Genomic DNA, 23,443 nt, shown 5'->3' on the forward strand with positions numbered 1-23,443 from the left:
GTGCATAAACAATTTCGCTTATTAACCAATTTGTGGAAAAGTGTATAAAAATCATCTGATTTACAATAGAAAATAACCTTTAACCACATTGACAAAAATATCTTGTAGAAGCATCACCTTTTATTAGATGATGCTTCTATGAGCATGATATCAATATTAAAAAACACATCTAGCACGCATGATGCGCACGAAAATCAAGTGCCAGCCATGCTTTTAAAACGCAGGCAGAAAGCACTTTTGTTAAATGCGCTTACCATATTTTTTATTAGCGTTGCAACACTTATTGCAATAAATATGATTACGAGCTGTCAAGAAACGCAAATCATACCTGTAGCAATTAGAGATATATCTAAAGGCACTCTTATTAAACAAGATGATTTGTCTTATGTTAACGTGCCCAAAAACAGTGTTTTTAATCATGTTATTAACAAAGATTTGATCAAAAATGCTATTATCGCAACCTGCAATATCAAATATGGTATGCCTATCTTTACTAGTCAGATTACACAACAAGCAAAAATTCCACCAGGATTCACAACGATTTCAATAAAACTGGCAAGCAACAACCAAGATTTAAACATTGGAGAAAATATTTCGATAGCATTTAGCAAAGTTTCAAGAGGAGATCACAACGAGAATGACATTGTTCAAGAAAATAAAAACATTTCTTTTATCCACGATGTAATAGTAGTCAAAACAGGCAATTCATCTCAAAACGCGTTACTAGCCATGCCTGCAGAGTCTGCGTTACAGATAATAAATACACAATCTATTATTCCAAACCTTGCGGTTATTGCAATACGAGGATAAAACAGCTTTACCTACCACGTTCACTAAAAACTGCCCAATGAGGCGGAAGCTCTCCAAGAATACGATTATCGTCATCTTTAGAGCGCTGGTCTAAAGTCTGAAAATCCGAAGGCTCCAGCTTAACGCCATCAGCATCAAAAAGCTCAGAGCCTTTACGAACTACTCGATTATGTGTTCTAGAACATCTGCGATTGGGATTATAGTCACTCACTTATAGTCACTCACCTATCACGGCTCACTGATCTTCACCATAAAGCTCGCCTATTCTAGAAACAACCCGCTCAACCTCTTTTTCAGGATTTACGAATGCTCCAACGCTCCAAACATTCATAACAGACCAGCCAAGATACTCCAAATCTTGAGCAAACATGCGATGACGTTCACGCGTTGATTCTATATTCATGAATCTCATATCATCCGTTAAAACAGCAAGAGCAAAAGGCTTATCTGGCAAACCAACAACAAGAGGAATACTGTGTTCCTTATCAAATCCGTAATTCACCGCTACGCACAATCCGCGAGCGCGAATACGATCCGCCAAATCAGTAAACAAAACATTATTAAAACTGTCTACTGAAGAATCAAAAGCCTCCGCACGCGCACCTGCAGCTTCTTCCTTATCTTCTGCCTTATCTTGATCATATTCAGATTTTGCTTCATCAAAATCAGTTGGATTTACTGGACTATCATCCAACTGCTCAGCCCAAATAAGCAATTCTTTAAGCAGCTTAGGACCATCCTGATGCAAACGTTCATCTTCCATATCACTAGATTTAAACGCGCAAACAATATCTAAATTCCTACGAGCTAATGCTAACGAATCAAGAAGTATACCCTTACCGCCTTCTTCTTCCAAAACACCAAATTGTTGCAAAAGCCTACCGTGAGAAGTTTTTGCATAGCATAAGGAAAGAATAACATCCGTAGCGGCAGCACCAACAGACTCACTAGCATCTACAAGACGAACATGGCGAAGGAATCTATTCATATTTTCATCTTTAATAGCAAGAGCCTTAAGCTCCGCTCCTAAACGATTCCTAAACACACTCGTAAGAGTTACAACTGCAAGAACATAGCTGGAAGGAACTACCGTGAAAGTCGTAGCACGCTGTTTTATCAAGGAAACAACTTCGTCAATTTCCCTCTGACTACTCTCAATCAAACCAGTAGACATAACAGGAACACCAGAAGCCTCAACTTGGTGAAGCTTAACTTTACCTTGCATTCTATCTACAGGAACATCGTGACGAAGCGAACCATACCCATGATTTTCAAGGAAATTGGCAAGACGAAGCGAACGCCTAGTAGCACGAGATTTAACATGTACAGAAGGCAAAACACTAATCAAATCGTTAACGCTCTGTGAACTTACCGTATTCTTATGAGCAATAACTACAACTTGGCGTGCACGAGCGAGAATGCTAAGAAGCTCAATATTGCTCAAATGCTCAACAGAATCAAGGATCACAATGTCTACAATCGGCTTAAATTCAGTCATCATAGTCAAAGTAGAAGGCATAGCAACCATAATTGGCTTAGCAGCAAGAAGAAGATCTGCATGAGAATTCATCAATTTGGTAAAAGTCACGCCAGAACTATTACTTGCCAGAGTTGTGTGAAGCTGATTAGCTTCCTGAGACCTAGAGAAAAGAAGTTCACACAAACGTTTTAAAGTCTCTTGTTGAACCATAGGCCCCACAGAGCGCACATGCTCAGTATCTACCTGAACAAAACGGTCAGAAGCATCTTGCATAGCCGAACCATCTTGGTTAGAAATAATCGCGGAAGAATTAACGATATCTTCAAAAACCGTAGTCCACCAAGCCAAGTGAAGCTCACCATCTAACGCAGAACCAGTAACATTACGCCTACGCAAATCGCAAACAAGGTCTTCTAAACCAACACCGCGTAAATCGCGCTCAATCACACACCTACCAGGTAAAGTATCTAAGGAAGCACGATTGTCATGTAAAGCCTGTAAACGCTCATCAAGTTTAGTAAACTCAACATTTTCAAGATCAGCACCCAAACGCGTGGTGGAAAGAACAGCATCAAGAGCTACAAGATTACGATCCAAAAGCTCCTGAGTACTAACAATCTCATCTAACTTAGGCGGTAACACAGGCCACCCTCCATGAGGAACAAAAGTACGCCACTGAGCAGCTTGCTGAGCAACAATCTTCAAAGCCTCATGAAGATCATCTACTTTAGCTCCTACACGCAAAAGACTACGAGCTTCTTTAATATGACGTCTACGCTCCCAGAAGCCCATTACTGTACCTTCACGCTTGCGAACAGCTTTAGGCTTACTTGCTTCAATCATCGCGCTAAGATCACGTTCAAAAATATCTGCTTGGAAAACATCTAAAACTCGGCGAAGATTCTTTAACACCGTAACCTGTCTACCCCATTCGCGTGCGGTAGCAGGAACAGGAAAACCGCAGTTTTGAACAGTTGATTTAACATGTTCACGTGCTGCAGGAAGAAGCTTTAGTAGAACATCTACAACGCGCTGATATACAGCAACAGCCTCATTCTCATTGAACAAAGACGCGCCAAACCACGGGGTATCTTCAGGCTTTATCGTAAATTCTCCAAGCTCATCTGCTTGATGTAATTTTTGCGCCCATTCATCTAAATGACCAGAAAGCGATCTTGCAGCAGCAACATCTAGTCTTACATGAGTACAAGGATGAGTAGGCAACATTGCAATAGCAGCAAGATTTTGCATTGTATGATACGCTGACACACCCCAACGCTCATCTACTCCGTGCAAGTCTCCCAAATAACGATTTAAGCGAGTTTTAACACCAACTAACTCGTCACAAACCTGCTCAAAACGGCTAGAAGCAACGCTTTGACGCGCCCCAACTGCAGCTATGAGCTGAGAATCCACATGTTTCGCAAGGTGAGAATCCGAAACGTCTAGCGCAAGCGAAGAAATCTCATTCGCACTAAGAGCATGACGGAATCGACGCTGTTGTTCCATAACATTTGGAACATATAAAATGGACTTTCCAGCAAGAACACAGCGTGAAGAAATCGCAGCCGCGATAGAAGCAGAATCAGATCCAGCATCCACGTCTAAAGCCAGAGAAACGCCATTAGCAGCTAAACCAGATGCATAACGTACAACATTATCTACATCACCGACTTCATATTCACCATGAGGGTCTACATCTAGAGGAGAATACTCTTGCCTATCATTTGCCGCCAACTCTTGAAGCGCACGCTCATCGCCAGCAACCGCATCAATCATAGTGTTTCCAGCATTCCCAACTTTAAGCGCCTGCAAAATCTGAGCGCTTTCAGCCAAAAATCTGGATCCCGAATCAGTAAAACATCCAAGAACAATATCTCGTTCAATATCAAAATCTGGGAACACGCTGCGAGCAGATGCACAAATTGCATCAAAAACAGCTGACGTTTCTGGTGTTCCGCTTTCATAGTTTGCGCCGTCAAAAAGCGCATCTTCACTAAGATTCACGCCTCTCTCTTGCAATCTAAGAACAAGAGCATGGTTTAAGCGCACATTGCCAGAAAAGTAGATTGTTGCGTATGTTTCATCCTTGCCAGAGTCTCGAATAACTCTCACTGGGTATGTTAAAACTGGCACATGATTACCGCTCCACGATGCCACTCCAACAACAAGCGAAAGCTCCGAAACACCATTTTCGTGCGCCTTATTATCTCTATCTTCAAAAACCCTGTCTAGTCTGCGCCCTGCAGCGCGCAACATTCCAGAATCGCGGAATAACGCCTGAAGAGTTACTTTTCCACTCGCAAAAAGTTGCGCTATCCCAGATGGGTGAGCATGCGTTAATTCTAATTGTGCGGAAAGTTTCGTTATGTCTTCAAGCGGCGAAGGCGCAAGCTGTGACTTGTATTGTTCGCGCCAAGAGTTTATTCGCCTTAACTTTTCATCTCGCGAAGCTGTAGCCTGCGCACTTTCATGCTTTATTTGCGCATTCTGCTCGTAAGCTTCTTGATAATTTTGTTCACTCGCATTATGCGCTTGATTTACTTGGCTTATAAAATCATTCTGTTCGCCGCTCATACTACTAAACTCCCCTGTTTATAAACCTACTGCGTTGCGGTAAGCGTTATACCCACTATTTTGCGCTAAAGCTTCATCTACGTCTGCATTGCCTTGAGCTGAAAGCCAAGCGTATAAATCGTCATAAAGACCTGTATTCATGGCTAAAAATGGAAGTAATTCTTGATATTTTGCTATCTCAAACTGCTTAGAGAAATCAGTGGTTTTCTGAGCTTCTTCCGAAGTGAATCCACCTGCTTGTACAATTTCTTTATGCGCGTTGAATTCTCCATTTGACACTTTTTCGAACACAGACCCTGGTTCAAAAGCTGGAGTGTATTGCGAATCTTCTTGAATATTGACTGAATTGGATCGAATGAATTGTTCATGATTTAGTTGAATTTGAGGTTCATCTTGCAATGAATCGTCGGTTGCTTGCGACTCATCTTCTGCCCCATCTTGTAATTCATTCTCATCTTGATAATTGATTTGAATTTCTGCTATCTCCTCTTGTTCAGTATTCTGATCTTGCGTTGTGTGATCCTCGTTTTCAACATCTACATTTTGTGAGTACTGAATATTAGAATCGTCTTGAACATCGTGAGAATCAAAAGAATCATTTGCAACAACACTGTTGTCAGAAATAGCAGCGTTACCTGCAACAGCACTGTTATCCACAATATTATCTGGATTCACAGTTTCATCACTATTAGTTTTGTCACTACTAGCTTGTGATGCATTAGCTTGTGCTGCATCATCAAAAAGATTACGAGGTTCTGCAGCAGACTCAAAATCTTCACGCACAACAGGAAGAACAACCTGATTAGCAATCACGGGATCGCTTTGTTTTACAGGATTTACTGAAATATCAGCCTTGCTTGCACTATAAACATCATCAGCTTTACCGGCGGCATTTAATTTGGACTGATTATCCCACACTAAATTAGGGTGTGAAACAGATTGTGCACGGAAAACGCCTGTTGGCTCTCCAGCACGAATATCAAGAATATCATCGACCGACAAATCCGAAGCATCTGGCTCTTTAATGGAACCGTAAGCAGCATAAGAGAACAAGTCGCGTACAGGCTCCGCACTATTTTCAGCCAAAGGAACTGGCTCTTCTATACGCACAAAGTCAATTGGCACATCTCCAAATTGCATGCGAACAATGCTATCTGGCATATGAAAATCAACATCTGGATCTAGTCGCAGCAAATCTCCGCTTTCGTTTACAAGATAAGTTCCGTTTGTAGAATGCAAATCTCGAATAGTCGCCACGCCACTTGTGTCTACTATAAGAAGCGCATGCCTTTTAGACATTGAGCGCTTATTGTCTACAATGTCTACACGCATAAAACCGTCTTCGCGCAAAGGTCGTATAGGCTTTCTGCCGATCTCCACAGACTGACCCGCTCCAACGCGCGCCTGCTCGACACCACCTACTGTAATCATCCAACGCTGCAAGGTTTGTCGACTTCCCACGGAACCTGCTCCCTTCAAAAAACACACTACATACTATTGTGTCATGCTTTGTGTATATTGCGCGAATCGACAACTCCGAGCTGCATAATGCGCGAGAAGCGCTTTGACTGAGCTTGAAATTGCATAACGCATTTCAAGCTCCTTCAAAGCGTGATTTGGCTTAAATATAAAGTCCAGTAGACTTTATGTGTCAAATCAGCCTCACGGCTACTAATAGCCCGTGAGGAACGATTCGCTGAGTCTATTAGAGCAGAAGCAATAGCTTGCGTTATATTCGTAGCTCACATGATGCGTTTGTAACGTTTTTACCGCAAAAAACGTTACAAACATCTCACCGATGATGCAAATATAACGAAAAACAGCCAAAAAACGTTACAAATGCCTCACACGCGATACAAATATAACAAACAAGAAAAGTACGAGCAATGTAAGCTATATCTTTTATCTTTGAAATACAAAAAAGCCCTCGTAAAATACGAGGGTTATTCGCTGGGGTACCTGGACTCGAACCAAGAATGGATGAACCAGAATCACCTGTGTTGCCAATTACACCATACCCCAATTGGCAGGCTTCGCGGCTCTTGGAACCGTTCCGTCTTTGTACCCCCGACCGGATTTGAACCGGTGTTGGCGCCGTGAGAGGGCGTAGTCCTAGGCCGCTAGACGACGGGGGCTTCATTTATCTGCTACGCCTCTAGACGCAACAAATGTCGACTTTACAACATAACAGCTCAATACGCAACCGCGGCGTGTCGAAAATACGCTAAAACTCCTAAAAAACACAAAAAGCGGAAATGCAGAATTCCACTACATTCCCGCTTTATACAAAATCTACTTAAGATTTAAAAGCTATTTGCGATTTACAAATGCTCACGCAATCCAGCCAAACGCGCCAAAGTCACGTCTTTACCAACAATTTCCATGGACTCAAACAATGGCGGAGAAACGCGACGACCAGAAAGAGCCACTCGCACAGGGCCAAATGCCAATCGCGGCTTGTATCCAGCTTCTTCAACAAGCTTCTTGTTCAAAAGCTCGTGCAAAGAATCCGTATGCCAATCAGAAGCATCAACACTTTGCAAAGCAGCGAGCGCAGCATCTAGCACATCACCAGCAGATTCCTTAAGCTGCTTACGCGCATCGTCATCTGGCTCAATATAGCCATCTTCGCTCAACAAACTGCCAACCATTCCAGCAACTTCACCAAGCAAACGCACTCGAGGCTGAACAAGAGGAGCAGCAGCGGTGAGCACTTCACGCTCACGGTCAGTTAAGGCATCCCAATTGTCCGCGCTAACTACGCCATCCTTATGCAAATAAGGCACAGAGCGATTTAAGAAGTCTTGCGAATCAAGCATGCGAATATGCTCAGCGTTAATGGAAATTGCTTTATCCAAGTCAAAGTGTGCAGGGTTTGCCTTAACGTCTCGCACATCAAACTTTTCAATCATCTCGTCCATAGTGAACACGTCGCGATCAGGCGCAATAGACCATCCAAGCAAAGCCAAGTAGTTCAGCAAGCCTTCTGGAATAAAGCCGTTATCTCTATGCAAGAACAAGTTGGACTCAGGGTCTCTCTTAGAAAGCTTCTTCTTGCCTTCGCCCATAACGTAAGGCATGTGGCCGTAAAGCGGAGTTTCCTTCGCAATACCCATTTCCATAAGATAACGGTAAAGCACAATCTGACGAGGTGTGGAGCTAAGAATATCCTCACCGCGCAAAACAACGTTCACATCCATTAACGCGTCATCAACAGGGTTCGTAAGCGTGTAAAGCGGATCACCATTCGGGCGCACAATCACATAATCTGGAACAGATCCAGCTTTAAAGGTGATTTCGCCACGAATTAAATCGTTAAAAGTAATGTCTTCATTTGGCATCTTCAAGCGAAGTGCAGGCTTGCGACCCTCCTCGCGGAAAGCTTGCTTCTGCTCCTCAGTAAGGTTGCGATCATAACCATCGTAACCAAACTCAGCTGGGCGCCCTGCAGCAATATTGCGCTCTTTAATCTCTTCTGGAGTAGAGAAGGACTCGTAAGCGTATCCTGCATCAAAAAGCTTTTTCGCCACATCCTTATAAATTTCCATACGCTGAGACTGGCGGTAAGGGCCATTTTCTCCACCAACATCAATACCTTCGTCCCAATCAATATTGAGCCAACGAAGAGCCTCAATAATCTGCTGGTAGCTTTCCTCGCTATCTCGCTCATTATCTGTATCTTCAATGCGGAAAAGCAATTTACCATGCGTGTGGCGAGCTTCCGCCCAGTTAAACAGCGCTGTACGAACCATGCCAACGTGAGGCGTGCCGGTTGGCGAAGGGCAAAAACGCACACGAACATTCTTTGGAAGTTCAGGCTTTGTGGATTTTGTTGCATTATTAGCAACTTCTTGAGTTTCCTCTGTATCAGTCATAGGTTCCATTGTGCCGCGCGTTACGGACGTGCCTATCTAGTCAAGCGCTTGCGTTGATTCCTTATTACCTTCCACATGCGCAAACTTTGCGGCCAATGCTTCTCTGGACTTTCTATCGTCTTCTTCTTTTGCAAGCTTCTTAGCCTCTTCTGGATCCCAAAGTACGTCTTCCTTATGCTTTAACCATTCGCTCTCAAGCAATGGGGCTGCAATTTCAAGTAGCGTGCTCATACTATTTTCGCTATTTTCGCCATTTTCGCTAGCTTTACCACTTTTTACGCAATCAACAAGCTCACGCCATTGATTATCCTTAAACATCATTCGCGGAACTCCCGCGCACTCACACACTTCGTTAATATATAGGAATATAGGCAAAGTTTCGTAAATGTTGCTTGTTTTTTCAATAAGACTTTTAAGAATAGACAGTATTGCTGTAATTTTTTGCGATTCTACAGAATTAAGTCCGCAAAAATCACACTCTTGTTTTGCGCATCTAAACGCATCTTGCAAGCTATCAACACTCCAATTACCTGCAACGCTTAAAGAATCCGCAGCACCGTTGATTGCGTTAACATCATTAGAAAGATTTGATTCAAGCTTGTTAAAAATAGCGCTAACATCATTCGTGTTATTTTCTAGCTCTTCTTGCGCTTCGCTGTAGTCTGGTTCGTAGCATAAATCCATATCATCATAAGCGTTTGCAGCAGCCAAAAGCGCGTCAACTATCTCTTGAGGGCGTCCTGGAATTTCGTCTGCACCTTCATACACAAACTCTGCATCTGGAACAGTAACGTCTAAATCTGTAATAATTCGAGCAATAGCGCGAATCGCCCTAACCTCAAGATTTTCAGCATATTTTGCGTCATTATCTAAATGGCGAGCTTCGCTTAAAGGCCACAATTTAGTTAAATCCGCGGCCGACTTTGCAGCAGACTCAAGCAGACTCAAAGCCTTTGAATCCAGCTTTTCTACAGAATCACCCATAACAACGCTCCTTCGCATTAGCTGTAAAAAACAGTTTCTACGCATCTTTTATGCATATTTTAAAGTCTATTGCTTATTATTCCACACGTTCTATTGCACACGCGCCGCAGGATCCACATATGTGATGGAAAGCACATTCATATTTTCGCAATCATATGTAATTGACGTAATTGACGCCAAAGCCGTTTTGCGTAAAAGCATATTGTGCTCCGCATGACCCGTTTCTAACAAATGACGGTAAGACCATATTGGCGATTCGTGCGTTACAGCTACGATTTGTTCACCTGGGTGATTTTTCACTTGTTCGCACGCAAAATCGCCAACGCGTGCAGCAATACTCTTGTAGGATTCTCCCCAACTCGGCTTCCACAAGTTAGATACAAGTTTCCAATTGTTGTTTTTCCACAAAGCGCCTTCGCCGTAGCCGATTCTTTTCCCTCGAAAATTGTTTTCTGCTTCGATTAGACGATTGTCTAAAATAATCGGGCCAATTTGCAAAGCGCTTGCGATTTGTTGCGCTGTTTCTTGCGTGCGCTCCAAAGGAGACGAGTAAATCGCACTAATTCCGCGCATTTGTGGAACAGTCGCAATGTATTTTGCTGTAGCGCAAGCCATTTTTAAGCCGCGATTAGATAAGTGAAATCCTGGGAGCCTCTCGTAAAGCACGTGATTTGGATTTTCCACTTCCCCGTGGCGCACAAAATGAATAGTCGTAGCTGGCATATTTTCTAAACCTACTTCCAAACCTACTTCCACCCTTTTGGAGTGTGACTTAACGACCATTCGCCCAACTTGTGAGCAAAAGTATTGTCTTTAGCGGCATCATAATCAGGTTTTTGCGACTTTGTGTCGTCTAAAAGCCACTTTCTAATAACAAAATTCCACACAGCTACAACAACTGTTGCAATAAGCTTGCCAATGTTTGTGCGAAGCATGTAAATCGCAGTACCACGCAAAGTTTGTGCCATTCCAAGCGTGCTAAGCCAAATAATCGCATCGTTAATAAGCAAACCAATAACTGCAGAAATAACAAAAATCAGCAATTCCATCCAACGAGCCATGTCTTCGCGGTGCTTAAACACGTACTTCATGCTGGCAATGTAGTTAAAAATAAGCGAGATTATAAAAGATATTGTTCCAGCAACAACGTTATTAAGATGCACAAGAAGAAGCAGGTTTAGCAATACTACGTCAATAATCAGCGCAATGATTCCTACGATTCCAAACTTAACAACCTGTTCAATAAGTTTTTTCATACATTCAATTAAACACGCGGAGGCTAACAATTCACTATAATTATTGCGTAACGCAGGTTTATTATTGCGTAACATAAGTTGCGCAGCACAAGTTTATAAACTTAAAAAATTCATAAAACTTAGCAAAGGAGCGATTATGCCAGTTATTCACACTCATGTTTCTGTAAGCACTACACCTGCTCAGCGCGATGCCTTAAAAGCAGCATACGGCAAAGCGATTAGCGCAGTTCCAGGCAAAAGTGAGCATTGGCTTATGTGCCCGTTTGAAGACAATATGCCAATTTATTTTGCAGGAGACAATTCTAAGCCTGCAGCTTACGTTGAAGTGAACGTTTTTGGCTCTAGCGTGCCAGGATCTGCTTGGGAAAAGTTGACAGAGCAGATTATGGCAGCTTTGAATCGCGAGCTTGGAGTGCCACAAGACCGCACTTACATTCGTTACACTGCAACCACCGACTGGGGTTGGAACGGCGGCAACTTCTAGTCGCAAGTCGCAAGCCTAAAATCTCAACTCGCAAAAATCGCCATATCGCAGCTCATATGAGCATTAATATGGCGATTATTTATTATCACAACTATCTATACAAATAGTTGTGAATTAGTCACTAGGATTGATTGCCAAAATTAGGCTCGTCAACAGTAGACTTAGCAGATACAGCGAACGCATCCGACTCGTCAAAATCAGCATCGCTTGAAGAATAATCATCGCTATTAGCAACGCTGCCTTCAAGATCTGGGCCAGCAGCTACGCGAGCCACTTCTTCCATACCTTTGTTGTCACATAAAACCATACGAACATAGCCAACAACAAATCCAACAGCAGCAGGGCAAACCCAAGCCATTCCAAATTCCGAGAACGGCAACCAGTTTTGAGCAACCAACAACATATCGTTCATATGCAATGCGTTGCGCAAAGCGGATGGCAAACTATTTAAAAAGTCAAATACAGCTGCAACACCAGTAAAACCAAGTGTCCAAGCGTACACAACTTTGGAATTTCCAAAAAGTCGACCACACAAAGCCAAAAGAATCAGCACGATTGACAGCGGATACAAGAACATTAATACTGGAACCGCATATTCGATGATTGCGCTCAAACCAAAGTTTGCAAGGCCAAACGAAACAAGCGTAATCAATACAGACCAAACACGATAGCTAGGACCTTTAGGGAATAGCTTAGAGAAAGTTTCCGAACAGCTTACGATTAAGCCAACTGCCGTCTTTAAGCATGCAAGAGTTACAGTTGCAGCAAGCACGAATAAGCCAACGTTTCCAAGATGATAGCGTGCAACTTGCGCCAAAGTTACGCCACCATTTTCCGCAGGTGGGAACAGCGCGCGGCTACGCACACCAACAACAACAATCGCAACGTAAATCAACGCCATAAGCAAGCAGCTAAAGAATCCAGAGCGGGCAGTATTAACTGCCACATCTTTAGGATCTTTTACACCAAACTGACGAATGGTGCTAACAACAACAATTCCAAATGCCAAGCTAGCTAAAGCATCCATTGTGTTGTAGCCATCTAAGAATCCTGTAAAGAATGACTTATTAACATAATTTCCTATAGGAGCAGCATCCGAAGAAGCACCGCTTATAGGAGAAAATAGTGCAGTAAATACCAAAACAGCTAGGAACACAAGGAAGATTGGCGTAAGAACTTTACCAACCCACGTAAGTATGCCGCTTGGTTTCATAGCAAAGAAGAATGCGAGCGCAAAGAACACTACAGAGAACAAGAACAAGTATAGTTGTCCGTTTCCGTCTTGCGGAATAATTCGCTCCAATCCAACAGTGTATGAAGTTGTTGCACAGCGCGGAATTGCGAAGAACGGGCCGATTGTTAAATAAAGAACGCATGTAAAGAACATGCCGTATTTTTTGCTAGCTTTGCTAGAAAGCTCAAAAAGACCGTTTGCGCGACTCATTGCAAGAGCCGTAACGCCCAACAATGGCAAGCCAACGCCAGTAACAATAAAACCGATTGCTGCAGGCGCAGAATTGTTTCCTGCGTTAGCACCAAGGAATACTGGGAAAATCAGGTTTCCAGCGCCAAAGAACATGCCGAACAACATGACCGCCACGTATGCGGATTCAATAATTGTCAAGTTCCTTTTTTTCGGGGCACTGTCTGTGCTGACACTTTGTGTTGTGACGCTCATGCTACACCTCCTATATGGTGAAAAATTGTTTAAGCATATTATTTAACGCATTGAATAACAAAACTGAAACCGAAAAATAATATTAGGGGGTATACTAATCAATCGCATGTACTTAATCGACAAAAATTTGCAATTTCGCGCGTGTCTACTAGTCAAAAATAAAAGGACGCTAGCGTAAAAACTAACGTCCTAAATAAAAAAGCAAATGCACTAAATCACATCTTGTCTGGAGCAGAAACTCCAAGCAAATCAAGGCCAGATGCAATAACTGTGCGAACAGCCTCGTTAAGCTTTAAGCGAGCTGCAGCGCGTGCTGGCTCTGGGCACTTTGCAATGCGCTGAGCTTCGCGCTCTGCTTCTGGCAAACGATTTTCTGGGTCGCTCAACTCCATTGGCACTACGCGCTCAAGGTTGTACCACTTGTGGTAGCTTGCTGCCAAATCTTCAAGATAATGCGCAACTCTGTGTGGAGCACGCAAATCGCCAGCTTGTGCAAGAGCTGCAGGCCATTGCGCCAAAGCAGCCAACACTTCGCCATCTGCCTCAGTATTAAGCAAGCTTAAATCGGCTCCATCTGCACTGATTCCAGCATCCGCAGCGTTACGAGCCACATTGCAGCTGCGTGCGTGAGCGTATTGCACGTAATACACAGGATTATCGTTGCTGTGGGAAGCAAGCAAATCCAAATCAATATCAACGCTTGTGTTGTAGTCGGTGCGCGCAAGCGAGTAGCGAGAAGCATCAACGCCAATTGCATCAACTAAATCGTCAATCGTAATAACGTTTCCAGCACGCTTACTCATGCGCACAGGCTTACCATCTTTCATAACGTTTACCATCTGACCAATAAGAATTTGCATGTTTTCGCCTGGCTCATCCCCAAAAGCCGCGCACATTGCCATCATTCTGCCAATATAGCCATGATGATCCGCGCCAAGCATGTAGATTGCTACGTCCGCAGGATTCTGTTCGCGATGGCGTTTGTTACGATAGTATGCAATATCTGCAGCAAAATAGGCGTAATTGCCGTCAGACTTAATAATTACGCGATCCTTGTCGTCGCCATGCTTAGTAGATTCAAACCAAGTTGCGCCATCTTTTTCAAAAATGTCTCCACGCTCACGCAAATCTGCAATAGCGCGCTCAACTTCGCCATCCTCGTACAAGCTGTTTTCGTGGAACCACACGTCGAAGCCAACGCGAAAATCGCGCATTGACTTACGAATTTCAGCAAACATCATTGGCACTGCGCGCTTGCGGAACTCTTCACGCTGCTCAGAGTCGCCCTCGCCAAGCGGCAAACCTTCCTCGTCTTTACCAAGATCAATTCGAGGTAAGGAAAGAACATCAACGCCGTCTGCTTGCGCTTCTTTTATAACAGCATCCGCGATTTCGTTAATATACGCGCCTTTGTATCCGTCTGCAGGCGTTTCTTCGCCGTGAGCTGCAGCAACTAAAGACTTAGCAAAACGGTTGATTTGCTCACCGTGATCGTTGAAATAGTATTCGCGCACAACTTTTGCGCCGTTCGCTTCCAAAACTCGAGCCATAGAATCACCAACTGCCGCCCAGCGAGTGCCACCAATATGAATTGGGCCAGTTGGGTTTGCGGAAACAAACTCAAGGTTTAGGGTTTTTCCGCCCAAGTGCGCATTCTTACCAAAATCCGCGCCCTGCTTTAATACTTCGTCAACAACAGCCGCTGCAGACGCAGAATCAAGCGTTATATTAATAAAGCCAGGGCCTGCCACTTCTACGCGCGCAATACCTTGCGCTTCTTGCAAACGCTCGGCAAAAAGTTCGGCTAAATCATGAGGCTTCATACCAGCTTTTTTAGCGAGTTGCATAGCAACATTCGTGGCCCAATCGCCGTGTGCGCGATCTTTTGGCCTCATAACTGCGAGTTTTTCGGCAGCAGGAATCAAATCTTCTGTTAGACTGCCAGCTTTACCGCTTGCTACTAAATCTTTAGCAATTTTTTCAATTAATTCACTTAAGCTTTCTGGATTCATGGTTTACAGTCTAGCGTTACCGCGCGATGCTTAGTATTTACAATACACAAAAAGCGATGGAGTCAAAGATTAACTTACAGCGCTTTTGTTTTGCAATTAATCGCGAAGCAGCTTACGATTAGTTACTTCGCGATTAATCATTTTCGATTACTTGCGATTACTGGCGATTACTTCTTTTTTGCAGGAGCTTCACCGAGTTCGCTTTGAGCAACAGAAACGTTTACATTAGTTGCATCAGAATCTGCATCTGCAGACGAAGAATCCGCCGCCGAATCGCCAGCATCCGCAGCCTTAACAGCGTTAAGCTTTACTTCTCCAGTAACGCGTCCCGCTTCCGCAACGTCTCCCAAAGTCTCCTCAACAGCCTTATAAGCATTTTCTGCTACGTTCAAAGTCACTTGCAAAATAGGAGTCTTCATAGAAACCTTTGCTTCAGACTTAATCTTTCGCAAAGTAGCCAAAGCCTCGCCCGCGTAAGCCAAAGTGTCTGCAGAAACACCGTTTGCAGCAGCCTCATATGCCTTAGCACATGGCCAGCTAGAGCGATGCACAGAGCCTTCGCCGTCATGCATCCAACTCCACACTTCTTCCGTAGCATAAGGCAAGTAAGGAGCAAGCAAGCGAGCCAAAGCATCGAGAGCAAGACCAAGAGTTGTGCGAGCAGACTTTACAGCAGCTTCGCTTGGAGTACGTCCAGTGGATTCCGCAGTACCATAAGCACGATTCTTTGCAAGCTCAATGTAATCGTCACAGAACTCCCAGAAGAAGGTTTCGATTGCTTCCAAAGCCTTGGAATGCTCGTAAGATTCAAGCGCATCAGTTGCGGTACGAATAACGGATGCGAGCTTTGCCATAACAGAGCGATCCAAAACTTCCGTAACGTCTGCAAAATCCCAATCCGCACTAGCAGACTCAAGAACTTGATGTTCATCGTTTTCTCGGCCAATCGCGAGCGCAAACTTAGTAGCGTTTAAAAGCTTAATCGCAAGTCGGCGGCCAATCTTCATCTGGCCTTCGTCGTAAGTTGCATCCAAGCCAAGTTTTGCAGAAGTTGCCCAGTAACGCACAGCATCAGCACCAAACTCTTCGATCGGCTTATTTGGCACAACCACGTTGCCTTTAGATTTAGACATCTTCTTGTGGTCTGGATCCAAGATCCAGCCAGAAAGCGCAGCATGCTTCCAAGGCAAGCAGCCGTTTTCGAGATGCGCGCGGTCAACCGTGCTAAACAACCAAGTACGAATAATATCCTGACCTTGTGGACGCAAATCCATTGGGAAAGTAGCCTTAAACAAATCCTGATTTTCCTCGCCTGGCTCTTCCCAACGAGTCACAATTTGTGGAGTTAAGGAAGATGTAGCCCAAGTGTCCATAATGTCTTGCTCAGCAGTAAAGCCGTTTGGCTGATCTCGCTGAGATTCATCAAAGCCTTCTGGAACGTCAATAGTTGGGTCGATTGGCAAACGATCTTCGCTAGGCGTCAAAGGATGCTCGTAATCCACTTCCCCATTTTCGTTTACTGGATACCAAAGTGGGAATGGCACACCAAAGAAGCGCTGGCGAGAAATAAGCCAGTCGCCATTCAAGCCGTGAACCCAATTCTCGTAGCGCACGCGCATAAAGTCTGGGTGGAAGCTAAGTTCTTTGCCGCGCTCAATAAGCTCAGCATTCAGCTTTTCGTCCGTGCCGCCGTTCTTTAAGTACCACTGGCGAGAAGTGACGATTTCCAAAGGCTTATCGCCCTTTTCGTAGAAGTTCGTCATACGCTTTGTTGGCTTTGGTTCGCCTTCCATATCTCCAGCTGCTTGCAAAGCTTCAACAACTTCCTTGCGAGCGGAGAACGTGGTTTTGCCGGCAATTTTCTCGAACATTTCACGGCCAGACTCGTCCGTAATCCAATCAGGAGTCGTCATTACAATGCGGCCGTTTCGCTGAATAATTGGTCGAGTTGGCAAACTCAAGTCACGCCACCACTCAACGTCGGTTACGTCACCGAAAGTGCAGCACATTGCAATGCCAGCGCCCTTGTCCATTTGAGCTGCAGGATGCGCCAAAATCGGGACCTTCACCTTAAACAGCGGTGAGTAAACTTCCTGACCAAAGTACTTCTTGTAACGCTCGTCGTCTGGATGCGCGATCAAAGAAGTGCATGCAGCAAGCAATTCTGGGCGCGTAGTTTCAATATAAATTGGCGTACCATCTTCAAAGCGGAACGCAATCTTATGGTAGAAGCCAGGATATTCGCGCGCTTCAAGCTCAGCCTGCGCAACTGCAGTCTGGAATGTAACATCCCACAAGCCTGGAGCGTCTTTCTGATAAGCCTCTCCACGAGCAAGATTGCGCAAGAATGCTTTTTGTGCAACTCGGCGAGGCTGCTCGCCAATAGTGTGATAAGTTTGCGACCAATCAACAGAAAGACCAAGCCTACGCCACAAAGCTTCAAAAAGCTTCTCATCTTGAGAAGTCAAGCGCTCACAAAGCTCAATAAAGTTCTGTCTGCTTACAGGAACCTGATCCTTAGCTTCAATCTTCTTGCCTTCAGTGCCTTCAAAAGGCGGCTTAAAATCAGGGTCATACTTCAACGAAGTATCCACTCGCACACCGTAATAATTCTGCACGCGGCGTTCTGTTGGCAAGCCGTTATCATCCCAACCCATTGGGTAGAAAACGTCAAAACCTTGCATGCGCTTATATCGTGCAATAACATCCGTATGCGTGTAAGAAAATACGTGACCAACGTGCAAGTGGCCACTAACGGTTGGAGGTGGAGTATCGATAGAATACACGGCCTTACGATCGCGAGAATTATGGAATGCGTAAGTCTTAGCTTCGTCCCAATTACTACGCCACTTGTCTTCAAGACCATCAACGCCAACTTTGTTAGGAAGCGGCGTTAAATGTGCGTGTTTTACTGTGTTATTATCCTGTTCACTCATGAACTGAATATTAGAAACTCAGCGCGACAACGTCAATATTTTTACAAATATTTGTAAAAATTATTCAAATCAACGGTTGCTGGCGACTAATCCCAAACCACACGCACTTATATTCCTGAAATAATCTTGGATTTATTTTACGTTTACATCGTGCAATGGTAAAAGTTGATCAGTCATGTTTGTAGGATATCCACTAACATTAGATTTAGCTACCACAATGCTCTTTCGCGCATACATCCAGTTCGAAACAGCGTAATTATTCAACTCTTTAGCATACTGTTTGACATTTGACTCATATCCTTCTGCATTGGTTGATTTCATTGCCTGTGCAAAATATTTCTGCGACTCATGATCTTGGAACAAATAAGTAGACTTTGTATCTGCATACGCTCCAGAATCCAAAGTGTGATTCATCCATGTGAGTGCTAAGTCATATTTACCATCATGAATTCGCTGTTTCATAGTGTTCTCATCTACTTCTTCGACATTCACACGGAAACCGCCGGTAGCGTTTAACTGAGAACCAAGCGCATTACCAATATTGCTCATTCCAAGAGGTACGAGGAATGTAATTTTACCAAGGTAGGCAGCAGAGAAATATGAGAATAGAGATCGAGCTTTTTGAGGATCGTGTGGATAAGTGCCACTTAAATCCTCGTATCCTGGCGACAATGGGGAAATTGGTCCGCGCACAATTTGACCACCAAATGGATCAGCCGATAAAACAGTGCTTACATCCATTGCGTAACTGCTTGCCCTACGAACGTGCTGATCGCAGAAAATAGACGATATTCCAGTGTTATAAGCAATCATTCGTATTCTAGTGCTCTGACCTTCAACAAGTTGAGTATTTGGCATTGACGCCATACGTTTGTTTTCATTGCCATCAAGAGGAACAGCCATTTGAATATCGCCATTCTGCATGGCATTTGCTAAAGATGTATCGTCATTAAAGTATTTAAGAGTTATGCTAGCGCAGCCAGATGCTGTACCCCAATATTTGTCGTTTCTCACAAGAACAAGGTCTGAACTTTTACTATAGCCGTTAACTTTAAAAGGTCCTGTTCCCATAGCGTCTGAAGCGTAGTTTAATGAAGCGCGAGTGTCATATACAATTCCAGCTCTACCTGCTAATCTTCGCAGCAGTAATGGATCTGGCATTTTTAATGAAATGTTTAGAATATCATGTCCTGAGTTAGATACGCTTGTAATATTCGTCAACTTTTCATAGCCTGGATAGCTTTTTGTAATACCTTGTTGAAGTGATTGCAGTACGGAGCCAGAGTCCATTACGTCTCCATTTGCAAACTTCACGCCTGAACGAATCCTAAACTTATAATTCAAACCGTCGGAAGATACGCTCCAAGACTGAGCAAGACCTGGTTTTAAAGCATTATTGCCGTCTCGTTTAATAAGCGTTTCATAAACGTTTTCAATAAGAGCTTGTTGCAGTGAATCACTGTCGTCAGTCCTAATATCTAAGGATGCTGGGGCTGTACGCAAGCCTATTTTTAAAACTGAGCCTGATGCTGGAACAATACTTTCTGGAACTATTGATCTTCCATCTAAAAATCGCCATCCACCCCATGCAACAACAGACATAATGGCAATTAAGACTATAAAAATAACCCACGAGGACACGCCTTTTTTAGCTTTTTTTGCATAACGTGCTTTTCTCATATGTGATCCAGATGAGTATCTTTCAAATTCAGACATAGCCAACAGTGTATATCATCGATTGAATCATACGTAGAATTTATGCAGAAAATAATCTAAAAATACCCTAAGAATATTCTAAAAGTTAATTATATGAGATATTAGAAAAATCCGTTACGACAACCACAACGCAGCTACGACAAAATCCACGACAAAACCTACAACATAACTACAACATAACTACAACATAGCTACAACATAGCTACAACGAAACAGATGGGCACAGAAATCTTAGAGGGCAGTCAGCACAATGCGGATTCCTAGCTGTACATATTTTTCTACCATGAAGAATAAGGCGGTGAGACAAATTAGTCCATTCTTCTGGCGGAAAATAAGATGTAATTTCACGCTCAACTTTTATAGGATCTGACTTAGCTATTTTCCAATCGCTTCTCCATCTAAGCCTTGACGTCACACGCATAACGTGGGTATCTACTGGAAACCCTGGGATACCAAAAGCATTGCCCAATACAACGTTTGCTGTTTTTCTTCCTACACCTGGAAGTTTTGTAAGATCATCCATATTATTTGGAACTACACCATTGAAATCGTCCATAAGTTTTTGCGAAAGCTCTATAATATGCTGCGATTTTACTCTATAAAATCCAAGTTGATGGATGATCTCTTGTACCTTATATATTGGTGCGCGCGCTAAATCTTTTGGCGTAGGATAAGTTCTAAAAAGTTGTTCCGTTACAATATTTACACGTCTATCAGTGGTTTGTGCGCTAAGAACAGTGGCTATTAGTAGTTCAAATGGATTTGTAAAATTTAATGCACACTTTGGATTCGGTATTTCTTCGCATAAAATCCTATACTCTTCACTCATCCTAGCAATTTTTTTAGATTTTCTAGAATTGGAAGATGATTCTTGACTACTATTCACGCTTTGTAATTTAACCAATATAATAAACCACTAATCCTCTACAGGAATTCTAGTCGGAAGCTGCCGACGAATCATTATTATCAGAATCTGTAGAATCTACAACTTCATCCTGAGACTCTAAAGGATCGAAACGATATCCAACATTCCTAACCGTTCCAATAACGTGCTCATATTCAACGCCTAATTTCGCGCGTAACCTACGAATGTGAACATCCACTGTACGAGTTCCACCGTAATAATCGTAACCCCAAACCTCTTGAAGTAGGTGAGCACGAGTGAATACTCGCCGAGGATGCTGAACAAAGTATTTAAGAAGCTCAAATTCTTTATACGCTAAATCAATAGGCTTTCCGTGCAAGCTAACTGTGTAACTCTGCGTATCTACGACTAAATCCCCAGAGCACATTTGACCGCTACTGTTAATTTCCACGCTACCAGAATCAGCTACATGTTCTTTAGAAGTAGATTCAGCCGACCCACCTCGTTGAGAAGCTAGTCTAAGTCTACCTTCTACTTCGGCTGGTGAAGCGGTTGTCAGCATAACATCGCTAACACCCCAAGATGCATTAACAACTGTGAATCCGCCTTCTGTAAGAATTAATATAACAGACATTGTTAAATTAGAAGCACGAACAATAGAGCATAAAGATTTCGCCAAAGACAAATCTTCTCTAGCATCTACAAGAAGAATAGTGTTTTCTGGCATCTTAAGCATACTAGACGGTTCCATTGGGAGCACTCGCACTCTATGCGAAAGTAGAGTCAAAGATGGCAAAACTTTTGCAGGCGCGGCACAAGAGGTCATCAATGTAATATCCGTCATATTGATACCTCCAGAACGCATAGAATTGAATAACAAATTCAAAATCAAGCTGTTAAAAGAGAATTGTAATCCATACTTAAGATACTTAATAAGAATCGAAGCATGCAAGTGTACGCTTACATATAAAATAAGTTAATACGGCTAAACATTTTATTAAAATTATCTTATAAAACGCGATAGGAGCGTAATATGAGCAACGATAACATCGCACATAATGCAATGCACAATCACATTACGATTATTGTAACTCAATTCGTTGCTATAGCTCTTTTAGCAATTGCAGCCATTCTGCCAATAGCAACAACAAAAGCCGTTATAACCGTTTGCGTGATTATTCTTCTTGCTCTAGTTACTTTCTGGCCGTTACAAGGTTCTACAGCAGATAAAGCTATTCCGCTTTTTGCCGGAATCGCATCCATGTGGTGCGCGACATTAGCTTTAAAAGGTTGGCTTCCTAGCAGCGTAATAGATAATACAGAAGTTAGTATGGATAAGTTCATTGCAGCTATTCACCCATATGAACGTTGGGCTGTTAGCTTTGCTCTAATTCTTGTTGCTGCAACTTTTGTTAGCTTTGGTCGTCAAATGCTTAGGGAAGAGAGATCTAATCTGGTAAGAAATATTTCACATTCTCTTACAGCAAGTATCGCTTGTGCAGCTCTTCCAGGATGGCTTTTTTTGCCTTCGATTATTCGTTTCACATTCTCCGTGCGTATTCTAGAACTTGGCATACTGGTAGCAGTATTGGGTTTGCTTGCCGTGATTGTTCTAGCTGGACTTTCTCATCTTTGGGTTAAAGATGCAAAATACAATACTGACATGCTTTTGCCACAAGTTGGTACTGCTTTGATTCCCGTGATGATGGGCGGAATGGTTGTTTACGCAACTGGTTTAGGAATGCTACTAATCGCTTAAATTTTTTAGAATAAAAAAAGTGTCTAACACATAAAAATGTGTTAGACACTAGCAAACGCGTTTCTAAAACGCTCGGAAGATTCGCGACTAATATCGAAAACTACTTTTCGCTTTCTTCAAGACGCTTGCGAGCTGCGACAATTTCCTTTTCAGCCTGCTCAACTCCAGCCCAGAAGTCACCAGGAAGAACTTCCTTACCTGGCTCCAAAGCCTTGTACTGCTCGAAGAAGTGCTTGATTTCAGCCTTGTGATACTCATTCACGTCATCAATATCCTTGATGTCGTCGAAACGAACATCTGCTGGAACGCACAAAACCTTATCGTCTCCGCCAGCTTCGTCAACCATGTGATACAAGCCAACAGCGCGGCACTCAACAACGCATCCTGGGAACACAGAGTTTGGAATCATAACAAGAGCATCGAGTGGATCGCCATCTTCGCCCAAAGTTCCATCAATGTAACCGTAATCATCTGGATAACCCATAGCTGTGAAAAGGGTACGATCCAAGAAAACGCGACCAGTTTCGTGATCAACTTCATACTTATTCTTGGATCCGCGTGGGATTTCTACCACAACATTGAATGTTTCTGCCATGTTTACTCCTTAATGCGTAAAATAATGCGTAAAACACACTGTTTATCAATCTAACGTTTATACACCTAAATTAGACTGTTCAGTCTAACTCTAGCGCGCAGCAAAGAGCACGTAAAACGCGTTGTATAACATTGGCATTTTAGCAAACAAAAGTCGAAAGCAACCGCACTAAAAAATAACAGAGAAAAATCTTAATAAAAACGAATAATTACCTTGAAAAATATTTAAATCCATATTAAAAAATTTCATAAAACTTGCAAAAAACATAAGAAAAATCAAGGAAAAACTAGGGAAAAACTAAGACACGCTATAACTAACTACAGTGTCTTAATACGTAGATAATATGACTACGTTTTGGGCGATGTTAGTCATAAAACAATTCATACCCACATCATGTCCACAACCAAAATTAAACC

Annotated in this window: 17 protein-coding genes and 2 tRNA genes; 3 read left to right on the top strand and 16 right to left on the bottom strand. The window is 43.0% G+C overall.

Annotated elements, in window-relative coordinates; translation table 11 throughout:
- The first annotated feature begins 138 nt into the window (after nt 1-138).
- Entirely contained in the window at nt 139-810 is a 672-nt protein-coding gene (locus HXT20_RS05815; RefSeq protein WP_014554343.1) for a hypothetical protein, read from the top strand.
- A gap of 7 nt (nt 811-817) precedes the next feature.
- On the opposite strand, the gene HXT20_RS05820 is transcribed toward HXT20_RS05815, so the two are convergent.
- The 9 genes from HXT20_RS05820 to HXT20_RS05860 form a co-directional block, all read right to left on the bottom strand.
- Nucleotides 818-1,021, bottom strand: coding sequence for a hypothetical protein (locus HXT20_RS05820; RefSeq protein WP_004114310.1), 204 nt, complete (start codon nt 1,019-1,021; stop codon nt 818-820).
- Nucleotides 1,022-1,045: 24 nt separating this feature from the next.
- Nucleotides 1,046-4,867 carry a hypothetical protein gene (locus tag HXT20_RS05825; RefSeq protein ID WP_004573706.1) on the bottom strand — a complete coding sequence of 1,274 codons (3,822 nt, stop codon included), beginning with the start codon at nt 4,865-4,867 and terminating at the stop codon, nt 1,046-1,048.
- A gap of 18 nt (nt 4,868-4,885) precedes the next feature.
- The gene (locus HXT20_RS05830; protein ID WP_422114317.1) at nt 4,886-6,328 is read right to left on the bottom strand and encodes an FHA domain-containing protein; all 1,443 of its coding nucleotides are present in this window, start codon (nt 6,326-6,328) and stop codon (nt 4,886-4,888) included.
- A gap of 489 nt (nt 6,329-6,817) precedes the next feature.
- Nucleotides 6,818-6,889 (bottom strand) — tRNA-Gln (locus HXT20_RS05835).
- Between the two features lie 40 nt (nt 6,890-6,929).
- Nucleotides 6,930-7,002: transfer RNA gene (locus tag HXT20_RS05840), tRNA-Glu, on the bottom strand.
- A 186-nt stretch (nt 7,003-7,188) separates the two neighbouring features.
- Nucleotides 7,189-8,751: a glutamate--tRNA ligase gene (gltX, locus tag HXT20_RS05845; RefSeq protein ID WP_004116095.1), complete on the bottom strand. Its 1,563-nt coding sequence runs from the start codon at nt 8,749-8,751 to the stop codon at nt 7,189-7,191.
- Nucleotides 8,752-8,778: 27 nt separating this feature from the next.
- Nucleotides 8,779-9,726, bottom strand: coding sequence for a hypothetical protein (locus HXT20_RS05850; RefSeq protein ID WP_422114318.1), 948 nt, complete (start codon nt 9,724-9,726; stop codon nt 8,779-8,781).
- A gap of 90 nt (nt 9,727-9,816) precedes the next feature.
- Complete coding sequence (locus tag HXT20_RS05855; protein WP_248898801.1) at nt 9,817-10,449, bottom strand: histidine phosphatase family protein; 633 nt, start codon at nt 10,447-10,449, stop codon at nt 9,817-9,819.
- A 23-nt stretch (nt 10,450-10,472) separates the two neighbouring features.
- Nucleotides 10,473-10,982, bottom strand: a complete 510-nt coding sequence (locus HXT20_RS05860) for a GtrA family protein (protein ID WP_016636012.1) — start codon at nt 10,980-10,982, stop codon at nt 10,473-10,475.
- Between the two features lie 136 nt (nt 10,983-11,118).
- Here HXT20_RS05860 and HXT20_RS05865 point away from each other — a divergent pair, with 136 nt between their 5' ends.
- Entirely contained in the window at nt 11,119-11,466 is a 348-nt protein-coding gene (locus HXT20_RS05865) for a phenylpyruvate tautomerase MIF-related protein (protein WP_004114298.1), read from the top strand.
- A gap of 121 nt (nt 11,467-11,587) precedes the next feature.
- On the opposite strand, the gene brnQ is transcribed toward HXT20_RS05865, so the two are convergent.
- The 6 genes from brnQ to HXT20_RS05895 all read right to left on the bottom strand — a co-directional run bounded on the left by brnQ (nt 11,588) and on the right by HXT20_RS05895 (nt 21,517).
- Entirely contained in the window at nt 11,588-13,144 is a 1,557-nt protein-coding gene (gene brnQ / locus HXT20_RS05870) for a branched-chain amino acid transport system II carrier protein (protein ID WP_013399771.1), read from the bottom strand.
- A gap of 215 nt (nt 13,145-13,359) precedes the next feature.
- Nucleotides 13,360-15,156, bottom strand: coding sequence for an arginine--tRNA ligase (gene argS / locus HXT20_RS05875; protein ID WP_119675923.1), 1,797 nt, complete (start codon nt 15,154-15,156; stop codon nt 13,360-13,362).
- A 167-nt stretch (nt 15,157-15,323) separates the two neighbouring features.
- Complete coding sequence (gene valS, locus HXT20_RS05880; protein ID WP_004116108.1) at nt 15,324-18,092, bottom strand: valine--tRNA ligase; 2,769 nt, start codon at nt 18,090-18,092, stop codon at nt 15,324-15,326.
- 132 nt (nt 18,093-18,224) lie between these two features.
- Nucleotides 18,225-19,772, bottom strand: a complete 1,548-nt coding sequence (locus HXT20_RS05885) for an ABC transporter substrate-binding protein (RefSeq protein WP_422114469.1) — start codon at nt 19,770-19,772, stop codon at nt 18,225-18,227.
- A 238-nt stretch (nt 19,773-20,010) separates the two neighbouring features.
- Nucleotides 20,011-20,712 carry an endonuclease III gene (gene nth / locus HXT20_RS05890; protein WP_004116115.1) on the bottom strand — a complete coding sequence of 234 codons (702 nt, stop codon included), beginning with the start codon at nt 20,710-20,712 and terminating at the stop codon, nt 20,011-20,013.
- A gap of 31 nt (nt 20,713-20,743) precedes the next feature.
- The gene (locus tag HXT20_RS05895; RefSeq protein WP_004114288.1) at nt 20,744-21,517 is read right to left on the bottom strand and encodes a response regulator transcription factor; all 774 of its coding nucleotides are present in this window, start codon (nt 21,515-21,517) and stop codon (nt 20,744-20,746) included.
- A 189-nt stretch (nt 21,518-21,706) separates the two neighbouring features.
- Here HXT20_RS05895 and HXT20_RS05900 point away from each other — a divergent pair, with 189 nt between their 5' ends.
- Complete coding sequence (locus HXT20_RS05900; protein WP_004114286.1) at nt 21,707-22,432, top strand: hypothetical protein; 726 nt, start codon at nt 21,707-21,709, stop codon at nt 22,430-22,432.
- Nucleotides 22,433-22,532: 100 nt separating this feature from the next.
- On the opposite strand, the gene HXT20_RS05905 is transcribed toward HXT20_RS05900, so the two are convergent.
- Nucleotides 22,533-23,027, bottom strand: a complete 495-nt coding sequence (locus tag HXT20_RS05905) for an inorganic diphosphatase (protein ID WP_004105658.1) — start codon at nt 23,025-23,027, stop codon at nt 22,533-22,535.
- Nucleotides 23,028-23,443: the final 416 nt, after the last annotated feature.

Source organism: Gardnerella sp. DNF00109 (genome assembly GCF_049262845.1).
Taxonomy (GTDB): Bacteria; Actinomycetota; Actinomycetes; order Actinomycetales; family Bifidobacteriaceae; genus Bifidobacterium; species Bifidobacterium vaginale.

Coding starts and splice junctions, on each gene's coding strand:
- brnQ (WP_013399771.1), bottom strand. CDS start 13,144: ATGAGCGTCACAACACAAAGTGTCAGCACAGACAGTGCCCCGAAAAAA.
- HXT20_RS05855 (WP_248898801.1), bottom strand. CDS start 10,449: ATGCCAGCTACGACTATTCATTTTGTGCGCCACGGGGAAGTGGAAAAT.
- gltX (WP_004116095.1), bottom strand. CDS start 8,751: ATGGAACCTATGACTGATACAGAGGAAACTCAAGAAGTTGCTAATAAT.
- HXT20_RS05860 (WP_016636012.1), bottom strand. CDS start 10,982: ATGAAAAAACTTATTGAACAGGTTGTTAAGTTTGGAATCGTAGGAATC.
- HXT20_RS05850 (WP_422114318.1), bottom strand. CDS start 9,726: ATGGGTGATTCTGTAGAAAAGCTGGATTCAAAGGCTTTGAGTCTGCTT.
- valS (WP_004116108.1), bottom strand. CDS start 18,092: ATGAGTGAACAGGATAATAACACAGTAAAACACGCACATTTAACGCCG.
- HXT20_RS05825 (WP_004573706.1), bottom strand. CDS start 4,867: ATGAGCGGCGAACAGAATGATTTTATAAGCCAAGTAAATCAAGCGCAT.
- HXT20_RS05815 (WP_014554343.1), top strand. CDS start 139: ATGAGCATGATATCAATATTAAAAAACACATCTAGCACGCATGATGCG.
- HXT20_RS05865 (WP_004114298.1), top strand. CDS start 11,119: ATGCCAGTTATTCACACTCATGTTTCTGTAAGCACTACACCTGCTCAG.
- argS (WP_119675923.1), bottom strand. CDS start 15,156: ATGAATCCAGAAAGCTTAAGTGAATTAATTGAAAAAATTGCTAAAGAT.
- HXT20_RS05895 (WP_004114288.1), bottom strand. CDS start 21,517: ATGACGGATATTACATTGATGACCTCTTGTGCCGCGCCTGCAAAAGTT.
- HXT20_RS05885 (WP_422114469.1), bottom strand. CDS start 19,772: ATGAGAAAAGCACGTTATGCAAAAAAAGCTAAAAAAGGCGTGTCCTCG.
- HXT20_RS05900 (WP_004114286.1), top strand. CDS start 21,707: ATGAGCAACGATAACATCGCACATAATGCAATGCACAATCACATTACG.
- HXT20_RS05905 (WP_004105658.1), bottom strand. CDS start 23,027: ATGGCAGAAACATTCAATGTTGTGGTAGAAATCCCACGCGGATCCAAG.